This is a genomic window from Halovalidus salilacus (assembly GCF_031852275.1).
In the GTDB taxonomy this organism is placed as follows: domain Archaea; phylum Halobacteriota; class Halobacteria; order Halobacteriales; family Natrialbaceae; genus Halovalidus; species Halovalidus salilacus.
The window spans coordinates 2,835,961-2,853,620 of the sequence record NZ_CP134700.1 but is presented as its reverse complement, the minus strand read 5'-3'; the positions used below and the strand labels follow the sequence as shown (position 1 = coordinate 2,853,620).

Below are 17,660 nucleotides of genomic sequence, written 5' to 3'. Positions count from 1 at the left end.
TGTTGCAAAAACGCCGAGAGGGAGATTTGAACCACGGTCGGACGGTCTCGCTCACTTTGTTCGCGAGCGTGCGACCTCCCTGATTCAAATTCCCTGTTCTGCGTTTCCAGCGACCGTATGACTCGCGTCGCTACGCGCCGCTCGTGGGAGTTGGTCGCTGGAAAAACGCCGAGAGGGAGATTTGAACTACTCCCGGGAACCTGCGTTCGCGCAGAACCTCGGTCTACTTCAAATCTCCCCGTTCGTCGTTTTCCGCTCAGGATGGCGAGCACCGCGTAGCGCGTGCTCGCCGACTGGTTCGCGTGAAAACGCCGAGAGGGAGATTTGAACTCCCGAGTCCGTGAGGACAGCAGATTTCGAATCTGCCGCCTTGGCCGGGCTAGGCTATCTCGGCTCACCCGATTCTACCAGTGAGACGTTTTTACCCGTTTCGATTTTCGACGCACGGTCGACGCTTCACCTCGTTCGTATCTGTCACTCGAGCACAGGATATATCGACCCCGCACTCGAGGCCATCGGCATGGACGTATCACAGGCTCGTCTTGGCCCCCGACGCGACCGTCAACGAGGTCGAGAAGTCCCAGGTGATCGACACCGTCCTCGGGTCCGTGCCGGTGCCGACCGTCGAAGCGGTGGATCGAACCGGGTAAGCGAGCCACCGAGCGACGGGGTGGAGCGCGGCCGATCCGGTACCTCGAGTGCGTTCGCCGCGGTCAGCCGGTGTTTTTCATCCCCGCGGCGATCCCCTTCACCGTCAGTCGCAGCGTCCGCTCCTCGATGTCCGTCCGCTGGGTTCGCTCGAGGAGGTGCACCTGTAGCAGGTTCAGGGGGTCGACGTAGGGGTTGCGCCGCTCGAGGTTCTCCCCGAGCCAGTCGCGTGTGTGGAGGTCCTCGCGTCGCCCGATGCCCTTGACGAGTTCTGCCGCCCGCTCATACTCGGCGGTCACGCGCGGGAAGAACCGCTCCCGGAGGTCCTCGTCGGCGAGGTCGGCGTAGAACTCGGCGATCTCGAGTTCCGTGCGCGACAGCGAGAGCGCGGCGTTGTCGAGCGTCGTTCGGAAGAACGACCAGTCGTCGTACATCTCCCGTAAGGTCTCGATCGACCCCTCCTCGCTCTCGAGGTAGGCGTCGATGCCGGCCGCGACGGCGTACCAGCCGGGGATAATGCAGCGAGATTGCGTCCAGGAGAACACCCACGGGATCGCCCGCAGGTCCTCGACGGTCCGCTCGCCGCTGCGGGAGGCCGGCCGCGAGCCGAGGTCGAGGTTCTCGATCACGGTGATCGGCGTGGCCTGCTCGAAGTACCGGACGAACCCGTCGCTCTCGAGGAGGTCGCGGTACTCCCGCCGGGCGGCGTCGGCCATCGTCTCCATCGCGTCGATCCACTCGCCGTGGACCTCCTCTTCGGGCTGGCGGATGGCGTACAGCCGCGCGCGCAGTTGCGCGTTGAGCATCTGCTCGATGTTGCGCTCGGCGATGCGGGGGTCGCCGTACTTCTCGGCGATCGCCTCGCCCTGCTCGGTGAACTTCACCTGGCCGGTCACCGTGGAGTTCGGCAGGGCGAGCAGCGCCTCGTTCATGGGACCGCCCCCGCGTGAGATGGAGCCGCCGCGGCCGTGGAACAGCCGCATCGTCACGTCGTGCTCGTCGCAGATCTCGCCCAGCCGGCGCTGGTTCTTGTACAGCGACCAGTTGGCCGCGAGGAAGCCGTTCTCCTTGTTCGAGTCGGAGTACCCCAGCATGATCTCCTGGGTTCGTCCCCGGGCCTCCAGCGCCTGGGAGTACGCCTCGTTCTCGAACAGCGTCCCCATAATCCGCCGGGCGCCCGAGAGGGCGTACTCGGTCTCGAGCAGGGGCACGACGTCGATACCGGCGTGTTCGGGCAGGGAGATAATCCCCGCCTGGTCGGCCAAGAATAGCACCTCGAGGACGTGGCTCGGCTCATCGGTCATCGAGATGCAGTAGGTGTCGATCGCCTCGACGCCGTACTCCGACTGCCAGTCGGCCAGGCTGTCGAACAGGGTGAGCACGCGCGCGGAGTCCTCCGTGAGCCTCTCGGTGTCCGAGAGCTCGATCACGGGTTCGTCCTGCAGGATCGCGTCGGTGAGCAACTCGACGCGCTCCTCCTCCGAGAGCGAACGGTAGTCGATCCCCTCGCGCTCGAGCGCCTCGTCGATGGCGTCGGTGTGCTTTTGGCGGTGGTCGCGCAGGTCGAGGCTGGCCAGCGAGAACCCGAACGTGGCGACCTGCCGCCGGATCGGATCGACGTGCGCCTCGACGACGCTCTCGGCGCCGTTCTCCCCCAGGCTCTCGGCGATGGCGTCGAGGTCCGCGAGGAGTTCGTCGACGTCGTCGTACCCGCCGGGGCGGACGTCGCCGACGCGGTCCAGCCGCTCGCGCATGAGTTTGAGCTTCTGCCGGTAGGGTTCGTCCGGGTACCGCTCCTCCGCGGTTCTCGCGCTCCCCGGCAGTCGTTCGCGGTCCCGCTCGAGCGAGACCTGGAACGCGGAGTCGACGTCGATCCGACTCCCGTCCTGACTCAACACGCCCGAGAGGCGCTTGAGTTCCTCGCGGTAGCGCTCGAGGACGACCTCCCGCTGTCGATCGAGCGTGTTCGCCGTCACCTCGGGGGTGACGTAGGGGTTGCCGTCGCGATCGCTGCCGGCCCACGAGCGGAACTCGAACAGCTTCGGAATCTCGAGCGAGGCGTCGAGTTCCTCCTCGAGCGCGTCCGCGAGTTCGTCGTACACCTCGCCGACGACGTCGAACAGCGTGTTCTCGAGGTACCACTGGACGTTTCGCGCCTCGTCCTCCGGTTCGGGCTGGCGGCGCCTGACCTGCGGCGTCTGCCAGAGGCTCGTCACCTCGGCGTCGACGTCGCGCCACACCTGCGACTCCTCCTTTTCGGTCAGGAGCCGCTCGTCGAGCGTCTCGAGGTGGGTCGCCACCGTTCGGAGTTTCGCTTTGACCGTCTTGCGCCGGGCTTCGGTGGGATGGGCGGTGAAGGTCGGCTCGATCAACAGGTCGTCGAGGACCTCCTCGACGGTGTTGACGTCCGCCGTCGCGAGTTCTTCGGCCGCGGACTCGAGGCTGTCTTCGAGGACCCCTTCGTGGGACTCCTCGCGGATCGTCCGAACCCGTTCGCGCTCCTCCGCGAGGTTGATCAGCTCGAAGTAGGTGGTGAAGCCGCGAGCGACGATCCGCTGCTGGTGGGGCGAGAGCGACTCGAGTTCCCTGATGAGCGGATCCCTGGACTCGAGGTTCCCGGACCGGTACTCGATCGCGCCCCGCCGGCACGATTCGACGGTCTCGAACGCTCGGCGGGAGGTCTGTTCCTCGAGCACTTCCCCCAGAAGCGCGCCCAGCTCGCGCACGTCCTGGCGCACCTCCCTGTTGTGCAAGGTCATGGCACGCTGTCGTACGTGCGCGAAGCCAAAAATCCCGGTGCTGGACGAACGTCCGGATTACACGTATTTTTCCGTGATAGTTATCGCTGCCGACGGAATTCTCCCGGTCTCCCCGACCGTTTGCCGAACGACTTCGGCCCGGAAATCACGGGTCGCGGGCGGGCTCGAAGTCCAACGAGCGGAAATACTTACTCGACACATAGTTCTCTATTGCAGGCATGATCGACAACCGCCGTTCAAAAATCGACGACTCGAGACGTCGACGCTCGCGTGATCTTTTCAACACGTCGGTATCGCAGGCGCGCGCGCGACAAAACGACTCATCGCGGGCGTGAGCGGCCGAGCGATCACCGGCTACGGGCGAGTGCAGGCGCTCGGACGCGGCAACGAAACCGTGATGGGCGCCCGTCCACAACCCACCGCTGATGGATTGTAACCGGTGTGGGAACGAAGCGGTCATGCACGCCGCTTACTCCGGCGCCCACCTCTGTGCGGAGCACTTCTGCGCGTCGGTCGAGAAGCGGGTTCGCCGACGCGTTCGCCGGGACGATCTCGTCCCGAAGGACGCGACGCCGGAGAACCCCCAGACGTGGGTCGTCGGCCTCTCCGGCGGGAAGGACAGCGTCGTTCTCACGCAGGTCCTCCACGAGACGTTTCACGAGGATCCGCGGATCGAACTGATCGGACTCACGATCCACGAGGGCATCGAGGGCTACCGCGACAAGTCGCTCGAGGCTTGCGTCGACCTCGCGGAGGACCTCGGCATCCGCCACGAGGTCGTCTCCTACGAGGACGAGTTCGGGGTCCGAATGGACGACGTCGTCGAGGACGACCCGGAGAACATGGCCGCCTGCGCCTACTGCGGCGTCTTTCGCCGTGACGCCCTCTCGCGGTACGCCGAGGAACTCGACGCCGACCTCCTCCTGACCGGCCACAATCTCGACGACGAGGCCCAGACTGCGATGATGAACTTCCTCGAGGGCGACGTCGAACAGATCGCCAAGCACTTCGACGCCAGCCTCGGCCCGCTCTCCGAACGCGAGATCCAGGAGGAGTTCGTCCCTCGAGCGAAACCCCTCCGGGACGTTCCCGAGAAGGAGGTCGCCCTCTACGCCCACCTCAGGGACCTCCCCGCCCACATCACCGAGTGTCCCCACTCGAGCGAGGCCTACCGGGGCGAGATCCAGCGCCTCCTCTACGGCCTCGAGGAGAACCACCCAGGCACCCGCCACTCGATCGTCGCCGGCTACGAGGAACTCGCGAGCATCGTCGCCGACGAGTACGCCGGCGACGACGGCGCCGACCTCCGCGAGTGCGTCGAGTGCGGATCGACGACAACGCGCACCGTCTGTCGGAAGTGTTCGCTGCTCGAGTCGCTCGCCTAGTTCGACCCTCTGACCCGCACCCACACTCTCGTAAACGGGCGTTTATCGGCGTTTACGACAGGTATGCGCGCCTTCGCCGCAGTTCACTATCCGCCCGTTTCGACCCTCGCGGTACGTACCCTGCTCGATTCTTCCTCGTCGACGCCGACCGGCCTCGAGTTCGACGTCGATGCCACCCCGGTTCGTTCATCCGATAGTCGCTCCGCTCTCTGTCGGCCGGATCGAGATCGGTCGACCGGTGAACGGTGTACGGTGATCGTCGCCGCTCTCCGTCGATGAGCGGCGGAAAATGGATCCAGCAGTTCGGTTCGTCTCGTCGGCCTCCCGTCCGTACGGGTTACCGGATGACGTCCACGCCGTTTTCCTGCTCGAGTCGCTCGCGTCCGCCGTCGCTCTGGGCGCCGTAGGTGCGCTCTTTGGCGCGCGGCTCGACGGTGTCGACGTGTCTGCTGGCGTCGAACTCGTCGTCGTTCAGCCCCTCGAGGCTCGCGCGGGACTTGTCGGCTTGCTTCTGGGTCGTGGGGCCGAGCACCTGCGCGCTCTGGACGCCGGTCATGATCGCCATGACGCGGACCTTACCCTTGTAGTTCTCCTGGATGCGAGCGCCCCAGATGACGTTCGCGCTCGCCTCGAGTCGTTCGGTGATGTTGTTGGCGATGCCCTCGGCCTCCTTGAGCGTGAGGTCGGGGCCGCCGGTGATGTGGACCAGACCGCCCGAGGCGCCGCGGTAGTCGACGTCGAGCAGCGGGTGGTTCATCGCGTCGCGCACCACCTCCTCGGTCTTGTTCTTGTCCTGTGTCTCCCCGACGAGCATCACCGCGACGCCGCCCTGGTTCATGATCGTGGACATGTCAGCGTAGTCCAGGTTGATCAGCGAGGGCTGCGTGATGGTCTCGGAGATTCCTTTGACAGTCTCGGCGATGATCTGGTCCATCACCGAGAACGCCTTTCCGATCGGCAGGTTCGGGACGTAGTCGAGCAGCCGGTTGTTGTCGAGGACGATGATCGAGTCCGCCTGCTCGCGCAGCTTCTCGAGGCCCTCTTCGGCCTTGACCGTCCGCGCTCGTTCGACGTTGAACGGCGTGGAGACCATGCCGACGACGATCGCGCCCTGTTCTTTGGCGATCTTGGCCGTGACGGGGGCCGCACCGGTGCCGGTGCCGCCGCCCATGCCCGCGGTCACGAACACGAGGTCCGCTTCGCCGAGGACCTCCTTGATCGTGCTCTGGGCCATCTCGGTGGCGCGCTCGCCCATCGAGGGGTCGCCGCCGGCGCCGAGACCGTTCGTGAGCGACTTGCCCACGAGGATCTTCGTGTCGGCCTCGATCATCTTGAGGTGCTGCTTGTCCGTGTTGATGGCGATGGTGTCGGCACCTTCGACACCGATGTTGTACAGGCGGTTGATCGTGTTGTTGCCTGCACCGCCACAGCCGACGATGACGATCCGGGGATCGCCGAACTCGTCGCCGTCCATCGATACGTCCATCTCACGGGCCTCTTCTTCCGCGTTCTCGAGGGCCTCTTGTACGATATCCTGCATCCTTACACCTTCGCCAGGCTGTGTTTCCCGGACTGCTCGCGCCGTCCGTCCTGTTGTTCGTTGATCATCTCGCGGACGGCCGACCGGATCGCCTCGCTCCGGTTCGGAAACTCGCCGGCGTCGACCAGCTGTTCGACTTCCTCGATCTGCTGTTTCGGAATTCGCAGTGTCACACGCTCCATTGTTGTATTCCCCGATTGGGTAAGACGACGCGCCCCTGTCAGACGCGGTGTGTCTTACACGAGTGAGCGCCCCTGACGGGCGAACACGGTCCGTTCGGACCTGTGTAAGACGATCGTCTTACGCAACTACACGCAAACACCCAATGGCTAATAAGCGTTTCGTAAGACGAGAATTTCGCCGTCTTACGACAGTTATAGTTGCTGACAACTATCGATCGAGAACATCGGCCGCCGGCGTCCGCCGCCCACAGCTCGGACAGAACGACCAGTCCGAACGGAGTTCGTCCCCGCAGTCGCAGAATAGTCGCCTCGAGGCCTTCTCCCCGCAGTTAGGGCAGTACACGTGGCCGGATTCGACCGCTTCCCCGCACTGGCCGCACCGACTGCGGTCCGAGGGGACCGATTCGGTCGCCGTGTCCGACAATTCGTCGCGTCCGTCGGACGATTGGACCCCGGACGCGGCCTCTTTTACCGTGTTTGCGAGGCCGTCGAGCGAAATCGTGACGTCGATCGAGGACGGGTCGCGCCGCTCGGTTCGACGCCGCTCTTCGAGGCGTACGTCGACGCAGTCGCGGACCAGCTCTTCGAGGTCGCTCGCTCCGGTCGTCCGGCTCGGTTCCGCCTGGGTGATCGCGTCCGTCGCAGATCGCCGTCCGTCGCCCGTCGACTCGAAGTAGGCTCTGAGCGCGTCGCGCATCACTTCGCTCTTCGACGCCTCTATCGACTCGAGTCGATCGACGAGGTCGTCGTCCGCGCGGAACGTGATCTTGCTCATGCCGTTTCGTTGCGTGGGCTGTTATCACCCATTCTATATCAATCATTTGCCCGAATTGACGGTGATCGTCCACGAGGCCGGTCCGAATAATAACCCTTATATTCGTCTCGCCGGCTACGTTGGAGTGACCGCTCTTAGCTCAGCCTGGTAGAGCAGCCGACTGTAGATCGGCTTGTCCCCCGTTCAAATCGGGGAGAGCGGACTTTTACGGTGATCGAAGACGGGAGCGAAGCGAACGGTCCGATCACCGTAAACGTCGAACTCGAGCCGATTTGAACACGGAAGTCGCAGCGCCACCGGAGGGAGCGACCGTCTTCCACCTGTTCAAAATCGGGGAGAGCGGATCCCGATTCTCGCCGTTTCGTAGTCGACCGCGAGGATGCGTTTACGCGATCATCGAGCCCTGTCCCTCTAGCTTCGGGTTCGTCAGCCGGTGCTGCGAAATCGGGGCGAACTGGTATCCCGTAGCCGGTTCTGCCGTTTCGTGAGGTGGCCCAGTCAGGGCCGATCAGCCGGTTTCCGGTTCGATATCCCGTAGATCGGGGTGTGGCGCGTGATCGGCGCCCGCGGCGACGGCCTCCCTGCGACCCGCCCAGTCGGCGTGTCTGACGAGAAATACCACCGGCACTCGCTCGAGGCCGAGCAGCTTCGCGACCGCGAGTCGGTGTTTTCCCGACACGAGGAGGAGTTCGCCGTCGCGGCCGACGTCGACGGTGATCTCGTGACGGAGGCAGTGACGGAACCCGATCGAGGGATCGGTTCCGAATCGCTCCCGCTCCGACCGGTAGCCGTTCGTGGCGATCGACTCGTAGAGGTCGTCGAGTCGCCGGCACCGACGGTCGATCTCGGCGTCAGTGGTGCACTCGTGCCAGACGCGCTCCGGCGCGGGTTCCCGGACGAGCCTCCGGGCCTCGCGGACCAGGTCGGTCTCGTCCCATGGCACCCCGGCCGCGAAGTGAGCCTCGAGGGAGCGGTAGAGCACGGTGCGTTCGAAGCGATCGGCGACGAACAGTTCGGCGGGCGGTCCGTCGTAGTCCGGATCGATCGGCGGCTGTTCGCGCCGATCCCAGTCGCCGTCCCGGATCGATCCGAAGAGCCACAGCCGGTCCCGGTACGGCGGGTACTCCCGTCGCGTGTGGCGCTCGATCAGATCGGGGGAGACCCACTCGAGTTTGAACGGATCCGGCGGCGCGGCGGTCGCGGCGACGTCGTTTCGACAGCGTCGTCGATAGTACGCCTCGGCTATCCGCCAGTGGAGACGGGGGTGGATTCGGGGCCGACTGATCGCGTACTCGAGCGCCGTGGGGACCAATCCCGACGCTCCCTTCCGTCGGTACACTCGGCCGGCCGCGCGAACCGTCTCGACGACGGAACCGGTCTCCATCTTCCGGACGAACGGTGGCCGCAAACCGAAAAAAGTAACGACCCCCTTCCGCGTCTCGATTCGGGACGGCGCACGATGAGGGTCCGCCCGGGGGATCGGGTGCCGGTAGCGAGCGACGGTCGACCGGCGTCGCGATCGGGGGTAACACCACCATAACAAGGCCCCGAAGGCGCTTGTACTCGTTCGACTAGATGTCTTCAGACAACCTATCGCTCAGGGAGAAACTCCGCGGCCTCTCTCTCATCGCCACGTTTCGACCCGGGATGACGCTGGTAATCGTAGCGTTGAGCGGGTTCGTGGCCGTCCTGGAGGGTGTCGGGGTGAGCTTCATCCTCCCGATCATCGAAGTAGCGGAGGGGAACGCCGAGGACGCCGACGGACTGGTCGAACTGTTCGTCACGGGCTTCGACGTGGTCGGCGTGCCGTTTACCGTCGGGTACATCGTCCTCGTGCTCAGTTTCGTGATGACCGTTCGGTTCGGATCGAGCATCGTCGTCGGATGGCTTCGCGTGACGTTACAGACGCTGTACGTTCGCGACCTGCAGCGACGCGCGTTTCGGAACGCCCTGGACGCACACACCTCGTACTTCGACCGCGAGGGATCCGACGACATCATCAACGCGATCGTGACCCAGGCCGAGTACGCGGGGAAGGTGATCCGTGACCTGGTCCGCCTGCTCGGCTCCGTGACGCTCATCTTCGCGTACCTCGCGATCGCGTACTACATCTCGCCGGTGCTCACGATCGCCGCGGGCGTCGCCATCGGCGCGCTGACGTTCCTCGTCCGGAACGTCATCGAGTCGGGGTACAGCGTCGGCGACCGCGTCGCGGACGCGAACGAGGGCATCCAGCAGCACGTTCAGGCGGGGACGCAGGGAATCCGGGAGGTGAAACTCCTCGGACTGGACGATACGCTGTACGACGACTTCACGACCCACGTCGACCGGTTCACCGAGGCGACGATCGCGCTCGGTCGGAACGAGGAGGTGATCAACAACGTGTACAATCTCTCGATCGCCCTGCTCGTCTTCGGCCTCGTCTACGTCTCGCTCTCGGTCGCCGACCTGTCGCTCGGGGCGCTGGCCGTCTTCCTGTACGCCATGTTTCAGGTCGGTCCCCGGGTCAGTCAGGCGAACAAGTTCTACTACAAGGTCGAAGGGCGCCTCCCGCACCTGATTCGAACCCACCGGTTCATCGAGGAACTCGAGGAGGCCGAGGACGTCGACGGCGGCAACCGTCCGGTGCCCGAGGACCCGACGCCGATCGAGTTCGACGACGTGTCGTTCTCCTACGGCGAGGACGAGCGGGTGCTCGAGGACGTCTCGCTCGAGATCGACGGGGGCGAATTCGTCGCGTTCGTCGGACAATCCGGCGCCGGAAAGTCGACGATCGCGTCCCTGGTGGCCCGGTTGTACACGCCGGACTCGGGCGTGATCGAAGCCGCGGGCGTTCCCCTCGCGGAGTACGACGTCGACGAGTGGCGCGACGAGGTGGCGTTCGTCCGGCAGGATCCGTACATCTTCAACGACACGCTGCGGGCGAACGTCACGATGGCCAACCCTGACGCCTCCGAAGTGGAGCTCGAGCGCGCGTGCCGGATCGCCCAGGTCACCGAGTTCGTCGACGAACTCCCCGACGGCTACGACACCGAACTCGGGGACGACGGGGTCCGCCTCTCCGGCGGGCAGCGCCAGCGCGTCGCGCTCGCGCGGGGACTCATCGAGGACGCTAGCGTCCTCGTGCTCGACGAGGCGACGAGCGACCTCGATACGAGTATCGAAGCGCGCGTGCAGGCCGAACTGGAGGCGATGGATCGTGACCGGACGATCGTCGCGATCGCCCACCGCCTATCGACCGTCAGGGACGCCGACCGCATCTACGCGCTCGAGGACGGGCGGATCACGGAACGCGGCCCGCACGACGAGCTGATCGACGAAGACGGGACCTACGCGGAGCTCTACGCGGTTCAGTAGTCGCGGGACTCGATCGGCGACGGTGTCACGTTCGACTCGCCGTCAGACTCGCGCGTCGACGCCAGTTCGTCGAGGCGCTCGAGCGCCCTGCCGGTCGTCTCGGCGAGCCGTTCCAGGTACGCGACGCAGTAGAGACCGACCGTCTCGGACGCGGTGAGATCGTCCCTCGGTTCGGCGACGGATCGACGGAATCGTCCGGGGTGCGGCGGGAGGTACCCGATCGGGTGCCAGAGGGGTGGGGCGTCGTACCGATCGGGATACAGCGACGCGCGCTGAGTGATCCCTCGCCCGATCCGGACGCGCTTGCGCAGCAGCGATCGAAGCGTCGCACGTGCGGGATGTTCCGCCCGAACGTCGGGCGCGTAGTGGAGGTCTCGCCCCGAGGCGGCGACCCGCTGTCCGAACTCCGTGTCCCCGCCCGAGGCGAGGCGGTTGTCGAAGGCGCCGACGTCTTCGACGAGGTCTCGGCGGACGAACAGCGCGCACGTCGGCGCGAACCGGTTCTCCTCGACGTAGCGTTCGACCGGGAACCCGGTGATCGCGTTGTACAGTCCGACGATCACCCGTTCCTCGAGCGCGACGTCGACGCGACAGCCCAGGTACGCGGCGTCGCGCGATCGCATCGCCGAGACCCCCGCTTCGAGGAAGTCCGCGTCGACGGTCACGTCCGCGTCGACGAACGCGAGTATCTCGCCGGACGCCGCGCGGATCCCCGTATTTCTCGCCGCGTAGGAGCTCTGGATCTCCCGCTCGCGCTCGACCCGAACGAACTCCGGGTGCGAGTCGGCGACCGAGCGCGCCACGGCGAGCGTCTCGTCGTCGGAGTCGTTGTCGACGACGATCACCTCGTACGACGGATGCGTTTGGTCGACGAGCGACTCGAGCGTCTCCAGGAGCCCCGACGGATCGTTGTACACGGGGACGATCACGGAGACGGCCGGTTGAGTGGATGGCGCCATGGCGGGTTCGATGGCGTCCATTCGCGACTCGCCCCGTTCGTTATCCGGTCGTTTCTCCCCGGGAGTCGTCGCTCGGACCGACGCGTCGACGCTGGAGAGCGGGTCGACTTCGGGTTCCGTTCGGATCGCGTTCCGATCTCCGCGCGGTCGTCGCTCCGGCCCCCTTTCGGTCCCCCTTAGATCGATTCCTGTCCCGGCGTCGCTCCTCGTGGCAGCCGTGCGCCATGGAACGGGAGGGGAACGACCTCGACGCCGGTGACCGGACGGCGAACCGGACGTTCGGACGGCGAACGAGAAGTCCTTCTCCCTACCTGCTTACGAAGATACCAAAGGCGTCTGTTTTTTTACTGTAATGCGATCAATAACAATAGGGAAATAGTCTTTTCTTCCGACCGATGGAGGGAGAACGGCCACTCGTAAGCGTCATTATTCCGACGTACGACCGGCCCGAAATGCTGGTCGAGGCGGTCGAGAGCGTCGTCGCTCAGGACTATCCGTCGCTCGAGCTGATCGTGGTCGACGACGGGTCGAGCAGTCCGGCCGAGGAGGCGCTGTCCGGCGTCGTACCGGACGGATTCGCGTTTCGCTGTTTGCGCCACGAGACGAACCGGGGGGCGAACGCGGCGCGTACGACGGGGATCCGGGAGGCCAACGGCGACGTGCTGGCCTTTCTCGACGACGACGATCGCTGGAAACCCGAGAAGATCGGCATCCAGGTTTCGGCGTTGCGGGACGACGACATCGGCGTCGCGATAGTCGGTCAGGAGTTCACCACCAAGCACGGCGAACGGACGACGATTCAGTTACCGGACGTCGATCCCGCCGCGACGGAAAGCTTGCTCGGGAACGCGGTGGCGGGTCCGTTCTCGACGATCGCGGTCGAGGCGTCCGTCGTGGAGGAGACGGGTCCCCCGGACGAGCGCTTTCCCGCATGGCAGGACCGCGAGTGGCTGCTCAGACTGTCCCGCCACTGCCGGTTCGAGTCGATCCGCCGTCCGCTCGTCGTCCGCCGGATCGGCAGGTACGAGCAGATCGGCGATCGGTTCGAACCGCTGCGCGACGTCTCCTACCCGCTGTACGTCGAAAAACACCGCGAACTGGCCGCGCTGTACGGGCGCGAGCGGGAGTTCCTCGCCCGACGAGCGATGTCGATCGCCTGCGCCGGGCTCGCCAACGGCTACTACGCGGACGCCCGTCGGTTCGCGCTGAGGGCGATTCGAACCTACCCTCCCCTTCGAGACGCCTATCTCTACCTCTTCATCGCGCTGATCGGTCCGCACGCCTACCGGTCGGCGTCGCAGGTCAAACGAACCGTCGAACGGTCGAGACGATCGATCCGGGGTTCGATTCCGTGATCGGCGAATGGAGCGCCTCGTCGCGCTCGACCCCCGCCGCCGGGCGCGCGGCGCGTCGCCTCGTCGAGCGCGCGTACGGTCGGGTTCCCGTGTCCGCGCCGGCGCGGATCAGGAACGCGTACCACCGACGATTCCACGAGACCGACTTCGACGGATACGAGCGCCCTCCCGATCCGTTCGCCGTCAGGTGGGTCGATCCCGACCGGATCGAGTCGTTTACCGGCCGTCCGTTCCCCCCGTACCACGGGAAAGTCGACGACCTCGGCACGGTCCGCGACGGGGACTGGGACCGACGCGACGAACCGCCGATCGTCGACGACGACTACCGCGCTCGCTACGACCTGTACCGCGCCGACGGGTTCACCGAGAGCGTCTTCTTCGGGTCGCTGCGAGCGCACTTCGAAGACGGCGTTCCCTGGCGGAAGACGCCGTTCGTCGACCGCTGTCTCGAACTCGCGGCGCGCGGCGAACCGTCGTGGCGGGGCCGCACCTCGGCGTCGGCGATCCTCGAGCGGTGTGCCTACCTCGACGACCTCTACGAGCGGATCGAGGCGGAGGGCTACCGTTCTCAGCGGGAACTGGGCGAGCGATCGGTGCTGCGGGTGACGGACGAAGTCGTCGTCGACGTCGCCCGCGACGGCACGTTCCTGTTCGTCAACGGCCGTCATCGCCTCGCGATCGCGAAGCTACTCGACCTCGAGGAGATTCCGGTCGGCGTCCTCGTCAGGCACGCGGACTGGATGGATGCCCGCGATTCGTACGCTCGAAGCGGTGCCGTCCCCGACCACCCCGATCTTCGCGATCTTCGTTCCGCCGCCGGGAGCGAACGTACCGGCGGCCCGTGATGCACGTCGGCGGCGATCCGAGAACGACGCCTTCCGTCACCTCGAGCGTCGAGGCGCTCGCGTCCCCTTCGCCGCGGGTCGCCTCCGATCGTTGTCGCCGGCGAGTCGGCCGCGCAGGTTTTTCGCGAGCGTCCGGAGGGCGAAGTCGGATTCCCGCAGCGTGCGCGTGGAGTAATACTTCCCGAGCGACTCGGGCGCGGTCGGCTCGAACGATGGCTCCTGCAGGTTCGACAGCCCCTCTGCCAGGAGTTCGATCTGCAGGGCGTGGACGCGATCGTACACGTCCCACAGCGTCGCGCAGTCGTCGATCTCGGTTCGACCCTCGGCGACGATCTCGCCGCCGTCGATCTCCTCGGTGAGCCGCTGGAGGGTCGACCCGATCGTTCGGCGCCCGTCGACGAACGCCTTCGGTGGGCCGAGCCCGCGGTAGCGGCGGATGTCCGCCGGGTGGAAGCTCACCACGCCGCGATCCGGGGCGGTCAGGACGTCGCCGCGGAGGAGGCCGAACCCGAACCTGACCGCCACGTCGCAGCGCCGGCGGACCGCCGATACCGCCTCGGGTGGCAGTTCGGTCCAGTTCCCGTCCTCGAGGGGCGTCACCCGACGCACCTCCGCGTTCGCGAGGACGTCCACCGCCTCGACGGGGTGGCGCCGCTCGAGCGGCCGGTCGTCGCCGAGGAGCTCCCCCAGCTTCCGCTCGGCGACGACCAGCGCCCACGCTCGCTGGCGTTTCACCAGGCGTCCGAACAGCCGCAGCGTCTCGAGCCCGATCCCGCCGTTGACGGCGTCGGCGGCCGCGTCCGGGTCGATGTCCGGGTCGTCGGGATCGTTGACGACGACCAGCGGGTAGTCGACGCCGGCCCGGTCGCGGGCCCGCTCGAGGGCGCACACTTGCCACTCGGTCAGGTACGGGTCGGCCAGCACGCAGACGTCGGTCGGACCGGTCGATCCGCCCGGACTCATCGCACCGCGCGGCCGAGTAGTTCGACGTCGGTTTGCGCCGCCTCGAGGGCCTCGAGGGCCGCGAGGGCGTCGGCGACCGTTCCTCCGGGGTGGGGGATCGCCTCGTAGAACTCGCCCGGCGTGCCGACCCAGGCGCCCATCTCCATCGCGCGCTCGATCGTCCACCGGTAGGCGTCGCCCCAGCCGGGGAACTCCTCGTCGGTGAACACCCGCTGGTGCCAGTCGAGCACGAGGACGCTCCCGTGCGCGCGCGCCTCCTCGAGGACGGCCTCGCAGTTGGCCCTGATATCGTCGGTCGAGTCGCCGGATTCCATCACCGTCTGGTCCATGATCGTCCACGGGAAGACGACGAACTCGTCGTCGAACGGACGGAGGAGGTCGTAGCCGCGCTGGAAGTGGAGTTCGTTCGGATCCGCGAGGGAGGTGTCGTATCCGAGTCCGATCGCGCGGTGGTGGGCCCAGGTGTCCGGCTCGGTCAGGTTCAGGTAGTGCTGGCGATTGCCCACGAGTTCCGCGCCGATCGCCGACTCGATTCGCTCCTTCTCGTACTCGAGGCGCGTTCGATCCTCGGGCGAGCAGAACGACCCCTGGAGGCCGATCTCCCAGCCGCCGTCGAGGAGGACCCGCAGCGTCGACACGAGTTGCGGGTCGGTCACGTCGTACCGGCCGGTGTACCGACTCCACCCCGAGACCGTCGCCCACTCGGCCTTCGGTCGCTCGCCGAGGCGTTGTTCGTCGAGCACGTTGAACGAGGAGCGAACGCCGAGTTCGGATTCGAGCGCCGCGATGCGCTCGAACTGCCAGTAGGGGTTCTTGCCCGAGAACATCCCGACGAGTTCGCGGGGGTCGCGCTCGCTGATGCTGTCGAAGAGGTGATTCTGCGGCGTCTTGTACACGCGGTCGACGTCGTGTGAGAGACAGAGCGCGAACGAGTACCGATCGTCTGCTCTCGCTGTCATACTCGAGGTGGACCAGAACCCCGCCTATGTATCTGTGGACGACCGTCACGCGCTGGGACGTGTCCGCACGCTCATATGCTAGGTTCGAGTTACGGGGGCGTAGGCTGTCCGTAGCGGCCGGTCGCCTTCGCACCCTCGGCCAGGTCGCTCCGCCCCCCTCGAGTGCGTCGGCGGCGGCGTCTAGCGGGTACGGTCCCGGCGTCGCGACGTGGCCGCGAACCGCGTCGGCTATCCGCCATCGCCGACGACGCGGAACTCCGTCGAACCGCACGCGCACCCGTTGCGCGATCCTATCGGGCGAACGGTCCGGTCCGGCCACCGTTCGGCGGCGTAGGCGTTCCCGCAGCGACGACACCGGGCGGCGACCCTCGTTCGATCGTTTCGCGTCGACATCGCGTTTGTGCACCGATGGAGGAAAGGACGAATACCGTTTTGACAAACGCGTCCAATCGATCCACCGCGAGACCCCGCCTCCGGGGACGGGAATGCAAGTATTATAGTTCCCGAGCGGAAAGTACCGGTAATGAGCCAAAACGGATCGCTGATGGCGGGTGAAGACGAGGAGTTCGTTCGGTGGGTCATCTACGTCATGATCGCCTGGATCATCGCCACCGTCGCCGCCGGCGCCCTGCTGATCCTGCTTCAGGACGTCCTCTCCGGCGTCTTCGCGTCCGCCGCGTTCCTCTGACTCCGATTTTCCGACACCACGCAGTGGACGGCCGGCCGCTTTAGTGAGCGCTCGCGATAGGGCGAGTATGAGCGACGAACCCGACCACGAGCGCGTGCAGGAACGCGCGGAGCGGCGGAAGAACGCCCGGGCCGAGAAGACGGAGTCAATCCTCGAGGACGTCGAACGCCACCTGGGCGAACTCGAGTACCCGGTACAGAGCGAAGAGATCGCCACGGAGTACGGGGACGAGCCGATCGACATGCCGAACGAGACGGAGTCGCTGGGCAGCGTCTTCGACCGACTGGCCGGGGAGGAGTTCGACTCGCCCGAGGAGGTTCGCGAAGCGGTGTACGGGGAGATCACGGGCGAGGCCGGAAATCCGAACGAGGCCAACGCCGAGCGGGATCTGGATCGACTCGACGAGGAGAAGCAGGGCTCGCTGAGCGAGAGCGGCGGTTCGACGTACTGAGACCCGCTCGGGCACGCGATCGGTCCCCGACTGCGAGAGCAGAACGGATTTACGTTCGGATCGACTGAGTTCGCGTATGGATTACGAATCGAGTCTCAACCGAGCGATGGAGAACGTTCCGGACATCGGTGGCGACGAGGAGCGACTGCAGATTCCGGACCCGCAGGCCCAGAAGGACGGCGCGTTCACGCGCTTTACGAACCTCGGCGAGATCGCCGACACGCTCTCGCGCGAGGACGAACACCTCCACCGGTTCGTCCAGCGCGAGCTGGGAACGAGCGGGAAACTCGAGGACGGTCGCGGTCGGTACAACGGCACCTTCTCCGCGACGGACTTCGACGGGGCGATCGACGCCTACGTCGACGAGTACGTCCTCTGTTCGGAGTGCGGCCTGCCCGACACCCGCCTCGTCCGCGAGGACCGCACGCCGATGCTGCGCTGTGACGCGTGCGGGGCGTTCCGTCCGGTCACCAAGCGCTCCGCGACCAGCCAGCAGCAACAGCAGCGCGAGGCGGTCGAGGAGGGCCAGACCTACACCGTCGAGATCACCGGCACCGGCCGCAAAGGCGACGGCGTCGCCGAGAAGGGCGAGTACACGATCTTCGTTCCCGGCGCCAAGGAGGGCGACGTCGTCGAAATCTACATCAAGAACATCTCCGGCAACCTCGCGTTCGCTCGCCTCGCCTGAACCGTCGACTGGTGCCCACAGCCACCCGACGGGCGGCGTCTGCGAACCACGTGACGTTCGATCGTCGGTTTCTTCTCGTCTCCGCCGCTCCACCGACGACCCGGCT

15 protein-coding genes, 2 tRNA genes and 1 pseudogene are annotated in these 17,660 nt (G+C 66.1%); 9 read left to right on the top strand and 9 right to left on the bottom strand.

The genetic code is table 11. The features are described from left to right. Positions 1-309 precede the first annotated feature (309 nt). Positions 310-394, bottom strand: a tRNA-Ser gene (locus tag RJT68_RS14020). A 136-nt stretch (positions 395-530) separates the two neighbouring features. Here RJT68_RS14020 and RJT68_RS14015 point away from each other — a divergent pair. After that, positions 531-650 (top strand): annotated as a pseudogene (locus RJT68_RS14015) (AAA family ATPase); the annotation flags it as partial. Between the two features lie 63 nt (positions 651-713). Here RJT68_RS14015 and ppc read toward each other — a convergent pair. Then, a complete protein-coding gene (gene ppc / locus RJT68_RS14010; protein ID WP_407037179.1) occupies positions 714-3,407 on the bottom strand; it encodes a phosphoenolpyruvate carboxylase in 2,694 nt (897 codons plus the stop codon). Positions 3,408-3,832: 425 nt separating this feature from the next. On the opposite strand from ppc, the gene ncsA reads away from it, so the two are divergent. Next, positions 3,833-4,792: a tRNA 2-thiolation protein NcsA gene (gene ncsA / locus RJT68_RS14005; RefSeq protein WP_407037178.1), complete on the top strand. Its 960-nt coding sequence runs from the start codon at positions 3,833-3,835 to the stop codon at positions 4,790-4,792. A gap of 337 nt (positions 4,793-5,129) precedes the next feature. Here the strand turns inward: ncsA and ftsZ are convergent, their stop codons facing one another. The 3 genes from ftsZ to RJT68_RS13990 all read right to left on the bottom strand — a co-directional run bounded on the left by ftsZ (position 5,130) and on the right by RJT68_RS13990 (position 7,289). After that, positions 5,130-6,332 (bottom strand): cell division protein FtsZ, encoded by a 1,203-nt coding sequence (gene ftsZ / locus RJT68_RS14000; RefSeq protein ID WP_407037177.1) that lies wholly within the window; start codon positions 6,330-6,332, stop codon positions 5,130-5,132. Between the two features lie 2 nt (positions 6,333-6,334). Further along, on the bottom strand, positions 6,335-6,514 hold the full coding sequence (locus RJT68_RS13995) for a ribbon-helix-helix domain-containing protein (RefSeq protein ID WP_407037176.1): 180 nt from the start codon (positions 6,512-6,514) through the stop codon (positions 6,335-6,337). Between the two features lie 208 nt (positions 6,515-6,722). Then, on the bottom strand, positions 6,723-7,289 hold the full coding sequence (locus tag RJT68_RS13990; protein WP_407037175.1) for a double zinc ribbon domain-containing protein: 567 nt from the start codon (positions 7,287-7,289) through the stop codon (positions 6,723-6,725). Positions 7,290-7,417: 128 nt separating this feature from the next. Between RJT68_RS13990 and RJT68_RS13985 the strand changes: the two genes are divergently transcribed. Further along, a tRNA-Tyr gene (locus RJT68_RS13985) sits at positions 7,418-7,491 on the top strand. Between the two features lie 306 nt (positions 7,492-7,797). Here the strand turns inward: RJT68_RS13985 and RJT68_RS13980 are convergent. Continuing rightward, complete coding sequence (locus RJT68_RS13980) at positions 7,798-8,673, bottom strand: ParB N-terminal domain-containing protein (protein ID WP_407037174.1); 876 nt, start codon at positions 8,671-8,673, stop codon at positions 7,798-7,800. 191 nt (positions 8,674-8,864) lie between these two features. Between RJT68_RS13980 and RJT68_RS13975 the strand changes: the two genes are divergently transcribed. Further along, positions 8,865-10,646, top strand: coding sequence for an ABC transporter ATP-binding protein (locus RJT68_RS13975; RefSeq protein WP_407037173.1), 1,782 nt, complete (start codon positions 8,865-8,867; stop codon positions 10,644-10,646). On the opposite strand, the gene RJT68_RS13970 is transcribed toward RJT68_RS13975, so the two are convergent. After that, complete coding sequence (locus RJT68_RS13970) at positions 10,640-11,626, bottom strand: glycosyltransferase (RefSeq protein ID WP_407037172.1); 987 nt, start codon at positions 11,624-11,626, stop codon at positions 10,640-10,642. The two genes, RJT68_RS13975 and RJT68_RS13970, sit on opposite strands and share 7 nt — an antisense overlap. 374 nt (positions 11,627-12,000) lie before the next feature. On the opposite strand from RJT68_RS13970, the gene RJT68_RS13965 reads away from it, so the two are divergent. Both RJT68_RS13965 and RJT68_RS13960 read left to right on the top strand, forming a co-directional pair. Next, positions 12,001-12,960 (top strand): glycosyltransferase family 2 protein, encoded by a 960-nt coding sequence (locus RJT68_RS13965; RefSeq protein ID WP_407037171.1) that lies wholly within the window; start codon positions 12,001-12,003, stop codon positions 12,958-12,960. Continuing rightward, positions 12,957-13,805: a ParB N-terminal domain-containing protein gene (locus RJT68_RS13960; RefSeq protein WP_407037170.1), complete on the top strand. Its 849-nt coding sequence runs from the start codon at positions 12,957-12,959 to the stop codon at positions 13,803-13,805. The genes RJT68_RS13965 and RJT68_RS13960 overlap by 4 nt, the downstream gene beginning before the upstream one ends. Positions 13,806-13,841: 36 nt before the next feature. Here the strand turns inward: RJT68_RS13960 and RJT68_RS13955 are convergent, their stop codons facing one another. Both RJT68_RS13955 and RJT68_RS13950 read right to left on the bottom strand, forming a co-directional pair. After that, complete coding sequence (locus RJT68_RS13955) at positions 13,842-14,768, bottom strand: formyltransferase family protein (protein WP_407037169.1); 927 nt, start codon at positions 14,766-14,768, stop codon at positions 13,842-13,844. Next, positions 14,765-15,727 (bottom strand): polysaccharide deacetylase family protein, encoded by a 963-nt coding sequence (locus RJT68_RS13950; protein WP_407037168.1) that lies wholly within the window; start codon positions 15,725-15,727, stop codon positions 14,765-14,767. Before RJT68_RS13950 ends, RJT68_RS13955 begins: the two co-directional genes overlap by 4 nt. A 523-nt stretch (positions 15,728-16,250) precedes the next feature. Here RJT68_RS13950 and RJT68_RS13945 point away from each other — a divergent pair. The 3 genes from RJT68_RS13945 to RJT68_RS13935 all read left to right on the top strand — a co-directional run bounded on the left by RJT68_RS13945 (position 16,251) and on the right by RJT68_RS13935 (position 17,554). Then, positions 16,251-16,415: a hypothetical protein gene (locus tag RJT68_RS13945; RefSeq protein ID WP_407037167.1), complete on the top strand. Its 165-nt coding sequence runs from the start codon at positions 16,251-16,253 to the stop codon at positions 16,413-16,415. Positions 16,416-16,482: 67 nt separating this feature from the next. After that, a complete protein-coding gene (locus RJT68_RS13940) occupies positions 16,483-16,866 on the top strand; it encodes a DUF5789 family protein (protein ID WP_407037166.1) in 384 nt (127 codons plus the stop codon). A 76-nt stretch (positions 16,867-16,942) separates the two neighbouring features. Further along, entirely contained in the window at positions 16,943-17,554 is a 612-nt protein-coding gene (locus tag RJT68_RS13935; RefSeq protein WP_407037165.1) for a translation initiation factor IF-2 subunit beta, read from the top strand. Positions 17,555-17,660 lie beyond the last annotated feature (106 nt).

What these genes read in the sequence shown, in the direction of transcription:
- ppc (WP_407037179.1), bottom strand. Translation starts at nt 3,407, where the DNA reads ATGACCTTGCACAACAGGGAGGTGCGCCAGGACGTGCGCGAGCTGGGC.
- ncsA (WP_407037178.1), top strand. Translation starts at nt 3,833, where the DNA reads ATGGATTGTAACCGGTGTGGGAACGAAGCGGTCATGCACGCCGCTTAC.
- ftsZ (WP_407037177.1), bottom strand. Translation starts at nt 6,332, where the DNA reads ATGCAGGATATCGTACAAGAGGCCCTCGAGAACGCGGAAGAAGAGGCC.
- RJT68_RS13995 (WP_407037176.1), bottom strand. Translation starts at nt 6,514, where the DNA reads ATGGAGCGTGTGACACTGCGAATTCCGAAACAGCAGATCGAGGAAGTC.
- RJT68_RS13990 (WP_407037175.1), bottom strand. Translation starts at nt 7,289, where the DNA reads ATGAGCAAGATCACGTTCCGCGCGGACGACGACCTCGTCGATCGACTC.
- RJT68_RS13980 (WP_407037174.1), bottom strand. Translation starts at nt 8,673, where the DNA reads ATGGAGACCGGTTCCGTCGTCGAGACGGTTCGCGCGGCCGGCCGAGTG.
- RJT68_RS13975 (WP_407037173.1), top strand. Translation starts at nt 8,865, where the DNA reads ATGTCTTCAGACAACCTATCGCTCAGGGAGAAACTCCGCGGCCTCTCT.
- RJT68_RS13970 (WP_407037172.1), bottom strand. Translation starts at nt 11,626, where the DNA reads ATGGACGCCATCGAACCCGCCATGGCGCCATCCACTCAACCGGCCGTC.
- RJT68_RS13965 (WP_407037171.1), top strand. Translation starts at nt 12,001, where the DNA reads ATGGAGGGAGAACGGCCACTCGTAAGCGTCATTATTCCGACGTACGAC.
- RJT68_RS13955 (WP_407037169.1), bottom strand. Translation starts at nt 14,768, where the DNA reads ATGAGTCCGGGCGGATCGACCGGTCCGACCGACGTCTGCGTGCTGGCC.
- RJT68_RS13950 (WP_407037168.1), bottom strand. Translation starts at nt 15,727, where the DNA reads ATGACAGCGAGAGCAGACGATCGGTACTCGTTCGCGCTCTGTCTCTCA.
- RJT68_RS13945 (WP_407037167.1), top strand. Translation starts at nt 16,251, where the DNA reads ATGAGCCAAAACGGATCGCTGATGGCGGGTGAAGACGAGGAGTTCGTT.
- RJT68_RS13940 (WP_407037166.1), top strand. Translation starts at nt 16,483, where the DNA reads ATGAGCGACGAACCCGACCACGAGCGCGTGCAGGAACGCGCGGAGCGG.
- RJT68_RS13935 (WP_407037165.1), top strand. Translation starts at nt 16,943, where the DNA reads ATGGATTACGAATCGAGTCTCAACCGAGCGATGGAGAACGTTCCGGAC.